Origin of the sequence: Photobacterium rosenbergii, from assembly GCF_033022775.1 — a bacterium.
GTDB lineage: Bacteria > Pseudomonadota > Gammaproteobacteria > Enterobacterales > Vibrionaceae > Photobacterium > Photobacterium rosenbergii_A.
Map to the genome: position 1 here is coordinate 214,547 of NZ_JAWJZI010000001.1, position 11,777 is coordinate 226,323.

Below are 11,777 nucleotides of genomic sequence, written 5' to 3' on the forward strand. Positions count from 1 at the left end.
TCAGACTGCAGTATAACGTGCTACATCATTGATCACGAACAGTAGATGACAAGGGTTTGCATTAGATCAATATTCTACTTTTTAGACCCAACCAATTGAACGAGAGAATGAAATCAAAGACCAATATCACACAAAGCAATTTTTTGATTGGAATAACAGCGTAAAGTGATTACCATACGCCAATAAAAACAATGTTCATTAACTTATTGGAAGCTCATTGAACAATCATTTCACCATTACTTTAGATAGAGTCATTCAATGACTATCACTATAAATAAGAATAAAAGGAACTTATGAAGAGTCAATTCACCCCGGTTGCGCTAGCCCTGGCTGTTGTATTCACCACACCAACTTTTGCCGAAGAACCAGAGATCATCACCAAGATACTTAATGGCGAGGAAGCCAGCAAGTTAGCTGATAACCTACTATTGCCATGGCAAGCCGCTTTCCTCACAGAGCCACAACTCGATGATGGAACATATATTACATCAGGCTGTGGTGCCGTCGTAATTAGCGAGTTTTGGGCCGTAACGGCAGCGCACTGTATTATTCCTGAAATGAGTAACACATTGATAGTAGGAACGAATGTAATCAAAAACAAGGCGCATACTGCCGATGATATTGATGCAAACTATAAGTTCACTATCACAGAAAAAACCACACATTTCGGCTACAACGGTTACTATGATTTAGACCACGATATAGCTTTGTTGAAAGTAGATCGCTCTATGCTTGAAGTGGCTACGCCAATCAAAATTGCAACTCAGGAAGAGCAACAGACTGCTAATGACCAATTCGCTAACACCTGGAACGCCAGCGGTTATTCCAAGGCGAACCTGATTGCGTCTGGTTGGGGGTACATGGAACCTGATTTCAATCAACCGGATGAGCTGATGGTCGTCAAGCTAGGTGGTATCCCTATGAGCGAATGCGATTACGGCGAATACCCGCTTAGCAGCCGTTCTCATTTTGTCTGTGCCGACAGCAACACGCCAGACATTAAAAAAGATGTATGCCGCGGTGACTCAGGCGGCCCATTGGTATGGCAAGATCCTGCCAAAGTGAATGATAGCGATTTTGGTCTTCGCGTCATCGGTGTGACAAGTAATGGTCCATACTGTCATGAAAAAGAAGCGGGCAACCCTAATTCCCAGCAAAATGGGCTATACACTGAGCTCGCCACTTATTATGACTGGATTCAAGTAATAACAGGCTTGGACTTGGGTTCACAAAGCACGCCTACTTTCAACATCGATCCATTTACTAAAGTCAGCGACCCACAAAGCAGAAAAGGTTCCAGTTCCGGCGGTTCAGGCGGTGGTAGCTTACCTCTATCCGGGTTACTTGGCTTAGCGGGCCTAGCCTTACTTCGCCGTAAATATCTGTAATTTCAAACTGTCTCTTTTCCAACTCGTATAAAAAAGCTCCCAGTTTTGGGAGCTTTTCAGTTACGCGCAACGTCGTATTACATTGCCAAATTACTCATCATCAAGCGGAATCAACTTGGTTGAACCACCGTGGAATTTCTCGCGGCGACGCTGCACCAGTGCGAAGAAGCCAGGGATCAGGAAGGTACCTGCCAGCAACACACATAGCAGACCACCGGTTAGGGAAATACCCAATGAGTTCTGGCTGATGTGACCTGCACCGTTAGCAAAGATCAAAGGTAGGATACCCAAGATAAACGACCATGAGGTCATATTTACCGCACGGAAACGCAGCTTACCACCACGTACCGCGGCTTGTTCGATATCCAGTTCTTTCTCTTCGCGCTCAATCTTAGCGAACTCTACAATCAAGATGGCGTTCTTAGCTGCCAACGCAATCAAGAGAACCAGACCAATCTGCGCATATAGGTTCAACGGCGTACCTGTCAATGCCAGCGCCAAGAATGAACCCAAGGTCGCTACCGGTACCACCAAGATAATCGCCAGCGGGATACTCCAGCTCTCGTACTGTGCCACCATGAACAGGTAAATAAACACAAGTGCTAGCGCGAAAGCATAGATAGCTTGGTTACCTGCTTTCACTTCCTGGTAAGCCATACCCGTCCATTCGTACTGGTAACCCTGAGGTAGAACTTCTGCAGCAACACGCTCCATCGCCGCGATAGCATCACCACTTGAGTAACCCGGTGCTGGACTACCCTGGATAACAGCAGAACGGTACATGTTGTAACGCCATGCAACGTCTGGCTCAAATACCTGTTCGACCGAAGTAATGGTACTTAGCGGGATCATCTCACCCGAAGATGACCGTACGTGAAAACGCTGAAGTGCATCTAGGCCATCACGGTAGTCACTGTCTGCCTGTACTGTTACACGGAAATTCTTACCGTATAGAGTAAAGTCATTCACATACATTGAGCCAAGGTTACCCTGTAGCGTCTGGAAGATTTCCGTCAGCGGAATTCCCAGTTGCTTGGCTTTAACACGGTCAACATCAATGTAGTAATGAGGTACGTTGGCACGGAATGTACTAAAGGTAAATTGGATCTCAGGTTGCTGGTTGGCAGCCTGGATCATTTCACCCATGACATTTGCAAGATCTGTTCGGCTTCGACCCAAGGTATCTTCAAGGACGAACTCGAAACCATCGGCTGCACCCATACCCGGTACCGCTGGTGCCCCCATCGCAAAGACAATCGCTTCAGGGAGTTCCATTGCCGCTCGGCCATTCACACGGTTTGAAATGGCAAACGACGAGTGATCCCCTTCCATCGCATTTCGTTCATCCCAATCTTTCAACTTAATGAACAGAGACGCACCGTTTGAGGCTGCAGCACCGGTCATGAATGCATAACCGTTTGCAACGGTAATACCTTCAATACCTGGCTCGTCAGCTAGGATTTCCTGAAGTTTTTCGGTGGTTTCTTCTGTACGTGACAGAGATGCCGAGTCTGGTAGCTGGACGTTAACCAGCAAGATACCCTTATCTTCAGTCGGTACGAACGCCGTAGACGTTGTTTTCGACAGGAAGGTTACCGCACCAACAGCAAGCACAAAGAAAGTCACTAGCAGTGCCACTTTGCGTACCATGAAGCCAGCAATGGCACCATACTTCAAGGTTACCTTTTCAAGGCCACGGTTGAAGACTTCGAACCAACGTGCAGTGTTACCACCACCCTGCTTAAGCACTAGCGAACAAAGTGCCGGTGAAAGCGTCAATGCGTTGATAGAAGAGATGATTACCGAAATACAAATCGTTAGTGCAAACTGACGATACATGATACCTGTGATACCTGGCAGCATGGCAACTGGAACAAATACTGCCAGAAGTACCAGCGTTGATGTCACAATCGGACCTGTCACTTCTTTCATCGCAATCAGCGTGGCTTTAGCTGGGGTCAGGCTTGGGTCACGCTTCATGTTGGTATCGACCTGCTCGATAACCAGAATCGCATCATCCACCACGATACCGATGGCCAGTATCAAACCAAACAAGGTCACGGTGTTGATAGTAAAGCCAGCCGCCAGCATGATAGCGAATGTACCGATAAGCGATACAGGGATCGCGACAACCGGGATCAAGGTCGAGCGTACGCTACCTAGGAACATGTATGTTACAGCAATTACCAGCAAAATGGCCTGAATCAATGTAACCACAACACCTTTGATAGATTCAGCAACGAACAGAGTTGTATCGTAACTGGTCTCGTATTCCATGCCTTCAGGGAAGTCAACGCTTAAACGCTCAAGAAGGTCCATAACCGCTTGGCCACTTTCCAATGCATTGGCATCGGACTGAAGGTTTAGCGCAACGATAGAAGCATCCTGACCACGGAACATACCGTTACCGCTGTAGAACTTCTTACCCAGTTCTACACGTGCCACATCTTTCAGGTAAACCATAGAGCCATCGTTGTTGGCACGAAGAACCACGTTCTCGAACTCTTCAACAGTCTGTAGTCGGCCTTTGGTTACAAGGTTGAACTGTACTTCCTGCGGGTTGTTGTATGGCGCTGCACCAACTTGACCTGCTGCTACCTGAACGTTCTGCTCAGAAAGCGCTGCATTGACATCAGAGGTTGTCAGGTTCAGGTTGGCCATTTTCTCAGGGTTTAGCCAAACACGCATAGCGTATTCACCACCACCGATTACGTTAACCTCACTGATACCCGTCACACGTGCCAGCTGATCTTTAACATTTAGGTTAATGTAGTTGATCAGGAACTGATCATCATACTTACCGTCAGGTGAATAGAAGTTAAGTACCATCAGCAAGTCAGGCGAACGTTTCTTAACCGTCACACCTACCATACGTACTTCCGCAGGTAGTTTAGACTCGATCTGAGAAACTCGGTTCTGAACGTTAACCTGTGCCATATCAGGGTCGGTACCGATATCAAAGGTCACGTTCAAGTTATATGAACCGTCGTTGGCACTCTTAGAAGACATGTAAATCATGTTTTCTACGCCATTGACCGATGCTTCAATCGGGTCGGCTATCGCCTCTTCTACGGTTTCGGCACTTGCGCCAGAATAGAAAGCAGTTACACCCACCGACGGTGGACTGATTTTTGGATATTCTGCCACAGGCAAGTTAAGTACGGCTATCGCACCTGCTAGTGTCAGAATAATCGAAATGACCAGCGCAAACTTAGGGCGCTGGATAAAAAAGCGACTTAGCATGATTACTCTTGCGCCCCTGTTTCTTCAACTCGGACAGTCACACCGTTACGGACACGCTGAAGACCTTTAGTCATAACCACGTCATCATCGTTGATACCTTCAGCGATGATGATGCCATGCTCAGTTTGTGGGCCTAGAACGACATTGCGACGCTCAGCAACATTGCCGTCAGCCAAAACCATGACATAATCACCTTCCAAATCACTTTGAACGGCACGGCGTGGGATCACGATACGCTTAACAGGCTCTTTTTCACGAAGGAAGACTTGAACGTGTTGGCCAGGAAGCAGAGATTGCTCTGGATTACCAAAGCTTGCACGCATTGCAATAGTACCGGTCTGAAGATCGATACGGTTACCAATGAAGTCGACTTTACCTAGCTCGCTATATTCTTTGCCATTTGTTAGCGTCAAGACGACTTCGACATCGCCCTGGCCTTCTCCAGCACCGTCTAAGCTATCAATACCAAGGTTTAGACGCTCACGCTCACTCACATTAAAAGAAGCTTGCATTGGGTCTAGGCTAACCAGAGTGGTCAGTACACCTGAACTCGGTGAAACAAGATCACCAATACTGGCCTTGCTATCACTGATACGGCCAGTAAATGGTGCGGTGATCTTAGTAAATGACAAATCAACTTCTGCAGCCTTCAACTGGGCATTGGCTGATTTTAGCTGTGCTTCAGCACTTAGCTTTTCTGCTGTTAGGCGGTCAAATTCTGATTGGCTAATACTGCCCTTAGGCAGAAGGTTTTGACCTCGTTTCCAATCAAGATTTGCACGCTGCAAAGTCGCCTCTGCTTGAGCGATTGCAGCAACAGCACTAGCTACACGTGCTTCATATGCAGCAGGCTCAATTTCAAATAAGACTTGCCCTTGCTGTACAACCTCACCTTCATTGAACGAACGCGCTTTAAGGTAGCCTGAAACTTGAGCTGTGATGGCCACATCTTCAATTGCTTCAGTCCTACCAACAAATTGTTTCCCCTGTTGGTAATCAATCACAGTGACAGGTTGTACTGCAACCAGTGGGACCATTCCCCCTGCTTGACCAGACGACTTATCGCCACAGCCAACAAGCAAGCTCGTGCTTATCAGTGTCGCTATCATAAGTTTTTTATTCATATTGCCGACCATCTTAAATTTATGTAAAAACTACGCTTAAAATTTGTTATATTCAATCACTCAGGATATCGCTAAATGATTAATCATTCGAATGAAATCAGAGTTATTTGAGGTTATTTAAGGTTTCAAAAAAAACTAACATTATAGTTCGCATAAACTAGCATTATGCCTTTAATCCAAGCTGAACAGTTATGTGTATTGAAACATTTTCACCAAGCAAGTGTTTCAAATTATTTCAAACCTTGTAATTTTGTGTTTTCATAGTAGCGATAAAAAGATATCAATACAAGTCAATGACTTAGAGACAGAGCATATACCCAGATAGAATATCTCATATGGACTATTTCCCGATTTTCCTCTCTGTTAAACAGAGAAAAGTAACAGTTATAGGCGGTGGAGAAGTAGCTTGTCGAAAAGTTGACTTACTGCGTAAAGCTGACGCAGCCATTACCGTTGTATCCCCTAAACTCCACAACCATTTAGCCGCATTAGCAAACAATGGTCATATTCATTGGAAAAATAAGTTCTACGAAAAAAGTGATCTAGTGGGGGCTTACCAAGTTTGGGCAACAACGAATAGCCCTTCCCTAAACCACCAAGTCCATAAAGATGCGACAGAACTCGGTATCTGGATCAATGTCGTCGATGATAAGGATTACTGTGACTTCATTACCCCTTCGATGATCGATAGGAGCCCGATTCAAGTTGCCGTATCAAGTGGTGGAGCTTCTCCGGTACTCGTTCGTTACCTGCGGGAAAAACTGGAAACGCAGCTACCGCATAACTTGTCCCTTCTTGCTAGTTATGCCGGGGAGCAACGGGAACGAATTAAAAAGACTTTTTCTACCGTTGATGAAAGACGAAAATTCTGGGAGCTATTTTTCCGTCATGCGGAGGTTGAGCATGCCACAACGAAGGATGAACTCGAACAAGTCTTTGTGGAACTGCTTCAACACAATCAAAAGCCACAGGCGGCTTTGTATTTGATAGAAACTGGCACAGATACTGAAATGCTAACGTTAAAAGCATTGAGGCTAATGCAGCAAGCTGAATTTGTTCTTTATCCTGGTGAAGCTGAAAGCTTGGAAGGCGCTGATGATGCTTATGTCGATTTATGCCGAAGAGATGCCGATCGCGAGCCGTATAATAAAGATTCATTAAGTACTCAGGTAGAGCATCAGCTAAATAATGGCTTAAGGGTATGTGTTCTCGGTTCTAAGTCACAAGCAGCAACCTGCCTGAAGCCACTTATCGAAAAGTTCAACGGCCTATACGTCCCTTGCCTATAATCAAAAAAAGCCGCTAATGCGGCTTTTTCTAATTGATCTTCTTGTTTACTCTGCTGTCGCAAGTCTAGTCTCAGGTTTAGCTAATTTTTGCTGAAGCCACAGACCTGACGCTTTCATTGTAAAACCAAATACAATACCTAGTACTAACGATGGGACAACCAACTGCCAGTCTCCAGCTGCGGCAAATGTTGCACAAGAACCGATAAAGGTACCAGGGATGAAGCTCAGCCAAGCTTGTTTTGCCTGAACACACATAAAGAAAGCAACGACAGCTGTGATGACATAGCCGATGATCTCAATACCCACTGAGGTAGAAAGATGAATAATCACCATTGCCCAAAAAACACCACTCATTGTGGTCGCTAGACTCAACAATAGTCCTTTTAGGCCATCTTTCGGGGAAGCAAAATATGCCGTACAACCGAGGAAACCTGCCCAACTTAGTAAACCGAGAGATACGGCAACCCATCCCCATATCCCTGAGAGAATTCCAGTTGTAATAGCAATAGCGACCAGGGTAGACATCATTCATTTCCTTTATTGGACTGTTAAGGAAACAGTTTAAAAAACAAATGAAGGCATTAAAGTGTCACTGATCACATTTTTAGTGCAACAATAAATCGTTACATTGAAAGCAAATATGGGCGCGCAATATTCTCACATTATTTCAAGTATTTACAGTTCTAATGGTAAAGGTATCGTTGCTTATGCAATGGATTACAAAACTCAATGTTTCCATTGGGAAACAAAGGTAACTATCCAAAGCGCACACTATAGTGAGAACAATACGGTTTCGTCCCCTCAATATAGGTGCAGCTTTGCTAATACTGAGTCAAATTTTTCTATAATTAAGCGTGTTTAGTATGGTAATCCCTGAATATAGGGCATAATTATCTGGTTGTAATTATTAGATAAATTCCGTAAGGAGAATTCATGGGCCCTCTGATGCTTGATGTAGCTGGCTATGAGCTAGATGCAGAAGATCGCGAGATCATCCAACACCCCACCGTTGGTGGGATTATTTTTTTCGCACGTAACTACCATGATCGTGAACAACTTCGCGCCTTGACCAAAGATATCCGCAATACGGCTAAGCGCCCTCTCCTTATTGCTGTCGATCAGGAAGGTGGCCGTGTGCAGCGCTTCCGTGAAGAATTTACATTACTTCCACCAGCCAAAGCTTTTGCCCAAAGTAATGAAGGTAAATCTTTAGCTTATGATGGCGGATGGTTGATGGCCGCTGAACTGCTTGCTATGGATATTGATCTTAGCCTTGCCCCGGTGTTAGACCTCGGCTTTGACTGTAAAGCGATTGGCGACAGAGCATTCTCAGATGATCCACAGCAAGTGATCAAGTACGCCTCCGAATTTATCAAAGGCATGAAGTTAGCCGGTATGGCAGCAACAGGTAAACACTTCCCTGGCCATGGCGGTGTCATAGCTGATTCTCATCACGAGACACCAGTCGACCCACGCGATACTATCAAGCAACACGATATGGTCGTTTTCCAGTCTCTGATCGAAGCAAAACTTCTCGATGCCATGATGCCAGCGCACGTTATCTTTGATCACTACGATGATTCACCGGCAAGTGGCTCCAGCTACTGGTTGAAACAAGTCCTTAGAGAAGACATGGGGTTCAAAGGCGTTGTCTTCTCTGACGATCTTAATATGAAAGGTGCAGATGTTCTGGGCAACTACAGCGAGCGAGCTATCGCAGCCCAACAAGCAGGCTGCGATATGGTCATGCTTTGTAACAACCGTGAAGGTGCCATCGAGGCATTGGATGGTCTGCCTCAAACACAGGTTCCTTTGCTTGAATCACTTTGCAAAAAGCCAACAGGGGAATATCGTGACTTGATCAATACATCGAAGTGGCAAGAAACCGAAAAGCGAATTTCACGGTTACGTAATGAATGGTTAGAGAAACAAGCTTAGTTACTTGTTTTTTTAGATACAAAAATCGCCCTATATTGTTCACACATCATATAGATGCAGCATAATATATGGGCGATTTTGCATTTCAATGCTATTTCAGAAAATAGCTATCTATACTGGCAACATCAAAAAACCAGTAGATTACTCTATTAAAAATATGAATTACAAAGAGTTTCGAGAGTAATCAACTTCCTTGGTACATTTCTTCTTTTCTCGGCAAATAATGTAGAAACCACCAATGATGAAAGCAATAACCAGTAATGTTTCCATAGTCACATAAACCTATGATTTATCTAAATGTGTGAATACGATTCGCATCTAAATGCAGCCTGTAAGTCTAAAGATTACCACTAAATCTAGAAGCAATTTTTAGACTGTGGACAAGATACCCCAACAGAACAAAGAATGCACTAAAAAGTTTGCATAATATTCGTGCTAGTAGCGTGTAGATCAAGAAATAACTTAACAATACTATCCAAGCTAATTATTTAAAAACAGTAACTTAAACATGAATATTATATTTGCAACGTACACTACGCTTGCCATTCATCATTTTATTGATGAATTAATGAGTATTTTGGGGTGAATAAGTCAAAATAACCAGAGCATTTTTGGCTAAAATTTTTCTCAGCCCAGATTAGATATACTTATACCCGGGCTGACACCCTCCCTAAGGGCGAGTTTTCTAAGCTTCTATACCGCGTTATTGTTTCTTAATTTAGAGCCACTAGATCTTCAAAACAATGCCTTGTCTATAAGCTTATAAAATCTCGCTAAACCAGCATTTTGAAGTAGCTTGGGTATATCAGTATGAGGATAATTGGAAATAATAATTTATGCAGAAATAAAAGGGCAATTACTGCCCTTTTATAGATAAATATTCTAGATCGTACCTATCAGAGCCACCTTGCCTGCCCCGTAAAGCTAACAGATAGCCAGGTATCCCCTAGCTCATCAGACAAGGCCTCCCAAAGAATAAGCCTGATTTGGTCCTGACGTTTCGCCGTCCAGTATGTATCGTCCTTTACAAGGATATTCACTTCAAGATCGTACTGTCGGCCTGTCTTCGCAAAATGGTGGGTATAGTCATCAAAGTGATATTGTTTAGACAACTTGGCGATAACACGGTCAACACTCTCCTGCACATCATCCTGAGGCGCTACCAGCAATACCTCTCTAAGGTTTCGTCGCAGCACCTTGATAGGCAGAACTACCGCAGCAAGAGATAACGCAGAGACCAGTATTGGGTCGACGTAGCGATTCCACTGAGAATAGCCGTAATGATCTAAGACCATCACAACAATGAAACCGACCAAAATTGACGCACTCAAAATGCCATCGATGAGCCATTCTTGCGAGTCTACTCTTACCAACTCTGATTGCTCAGCTTTAGCTATATAAGTTTCAGTAAAATAGATAGAGAAACAACAGATTGTGGAAAGTACTGCATACAAAATTGCATGCTCCAGTACAATCTCGTGGCCGCCGTTGACAATGGTTTGCACACCACTAAAAAAGGCAAACATACATGTGAGTAAGATGAGCAAGCCATTGACGACGTTGATTAACGGTTCAATGTGCGCATATCCGAATTGGAAGTATTGATCATCGGGTTTGGAAACGAGGTAAGCGGTATATAAACTTAACCCTGTCATTCCCATACTGAGTAAGGAGAACATGCCGTCTAGCAAAATGGCGTTGGATCCGACATATAACCCATAGCCAATACCTAGCGAGGACAGTACAACAGTGCCGGCTAGGGATAATTTAAGCGCTAAACGCTCCTTACTAATTTTACGGCTTGTAGCCATAATTTCCTCCTTATTTCATTTTTTTGATTGTTTAACATACACAGATAGCCCAAATAGCCATCCACACTATACATTTAGCACAGTTACGCTTTTGTGATCAAATTGATAGTGAATCTGTTAACCACTCTATAAGCTCATTCTTTCGTAAAGCAGTATTGAGCACCGCTTGCTGGCGATTGAGCCACCGTAGTTGTCACTTTTTTGCCGTGGGACTTTGAATAGAAAAAGAAGCCACTTCATTTTGCTCTAGCGTAGAATTGGCGGATATTAGCAGAGATTATTTGCAGTTACACTCAAAATTGAATGTGGTAGAAATCACTCAACTCAATCGATAATACTTGATCCAAAGCGTATTATCTCTAAAGGTTACTATGGTGACTGCTGAAGTTCCAACCGTTCTATATCACTGAAAAAGTTGATTATTTTCGCCCGACTTACACTGTATTCAAAGTCAGTACCATCACAAAACTCATTATTTGCTTGCAGAGATGGTGTCTTAATCTGAATAAACTCACAGGTGGCATGTTGCTCACAGGCCTGATTTCTTTCAGTTTGTAGCTGATCCCAATACGTCACGAAATGCTTTAAGGCATAATCGAGCTGATCATAATTTTCATCACTTAATGAAGCCCGTAAACCGCCTAATTCTTCTTGCCTATCAGACATAAAGGTTTTAAACGCATCATTGAGTGCGCTCTCTTCGTTTTCATAACACTCATTTTGGATGTACTGAGTCTTCTGCTGGGCTATTTCACTCACATTTGCCTGTGATGAGCATGCAGATATCACTATCACCACGGCCAAGCTGCTATACCATTTCATACTGTTATCCCCGCAAGAAACAGCTCAACAATTCAATACATCACAACCGTGTGGCATAAGATGTACTCTTTAAAACAAACTTAAGTATGTCCGATAGCCTGAGCATTGCGCGGTTAACTCATCAGGGTCTTAACACTAAAACACTCGTCTCGAAATCTTCTT

Annotated in this window: 8 protein-coding genes; 3 read left to right on the plus strand and 5 right to left on the minus strand. The window is 43.9% G+C overall.

The features are described from left to right. Nucleotides 1-293: 293 nt before the first annotated feature. Nucleotides 294-1,388, plus strand: coding sequence for a serine protease (locus R2X38_RS00980; RefSeq protein WP_317520131.1), 1,095 nt, complete (start codon nt 294-296; stop codon nt 1,386-1,388). Between the two features lie 90 nt (nt 1,389-1,478). On the opposite strand, the gene R2X38_RS00985 is transcribed toward R2X38_RS00980, so the two are convergent. Continuing rightward, the gene (locus tag R2X38_RS00985; RefSeq protein WP_317520133.1) at nt 1,479-4,631 is read right to left on the minus strand and encodes a multidrug efflux RND transporter permease subunit; all 3,153 of its coding nucleotides are present in this window, start codon (nt 4,629-4,631) and stop codon (nt 1,479-1,481) included. A 2-nt stretch (nt 4,632-4,633) separates the two neighbouring features. Beyond that, nucleotides 4,634-5,755 carry an efflux RND transporter periplasmic adaptor subunit gene (locus R2X38_RS00990; RefSeq protein ID WP_317520135.1) on the minus strand — a complete coding sequence of 374 codons (1,122 nt, stop codon included), beginning with the start codon at nt 5,753-5,755 and terminating at the stop codon, nt 4,634-4,636. Nucleotides 5,756-6,090: 335 nt separating this feature from the next. Here R2X38_RS00990 and R2X38_RS00995 point away from each other — a divergent pair, with 335 nt between their 5' ends. Continuing rightward, a complete protein-coding gene (locus R2X38_RS00995) occupies nt 6,091-7,044 on the plus strand; it encodes a siroheme synthase (protein ID WP_317520137.1) in 954 nt (317 codons plus the stop codon). Between the two features lie 45 nt (nt 7,045-7,089). Here the strand turns inward: R2X38_RS00995 and R2X38_RS01000 are convergent, their stop codons facing one another. Continuing rightward, a complete protein-coding gene (locus R2X38_RS01000; RefSeq protein ID WP_317520138.1) occupies nt 7,090-7,569 on the minus strand; it encodes a DUF1097 domain-containing protein in 480 nt (159 codons plus the stop codon). Between the two features lie 408 nt (nt 7,570-7,977). On the opposite strand from R2X38_RS01000, the gene nagZ reads away from it, so the two are divergent. Next, nucleotides 7,978-8,982, plus strand: a complete 1,005-nt coding sequence (nagZ, locus tag R2X38_RS01005) for a beta-N-acetylhexosaminidase (RefSeq protein ID WP_317520139.1) — start codon at nt 7,978-7,980, stop codon at nt 8,980-8,982. A gap of 896 nt (nt 8,983-9,878) precedes the next feature. On the opposite strand, the gene R2X38_RS01010 is transcribed toward nagZ, so the two are convergent. Together R2X38_RS01010 and R2X38_RS01015 are read right to left on the minus strand one after the other, a co-directional pair. Beyond that, nucleotides 9,879-10,793: a cation diffusion facilitator family transporter gene (locus R2X38_RS01010; RefSeq protein WP_317520140.1), complete on the minus strand. Its 915-nt coding sequence runs from the start codon at nt 10,791-10,793 to the stop codon at nt 9,879-9,881. 369 nt (nt 10,794-11,162) lie between these two features. Further along, nucleotides 11,163-11,615, minus strand: a complete 453-nt coding sequence (locus R2X38_RS01015) for a hypothetical protein (RefSeq protein WP_317520141.1) — start codon at nt 11,613-11,615, stop codon at nt 11,163-11,165. Nucleotides 11,616-11,777: the final 162 nt, after the last annotated feature.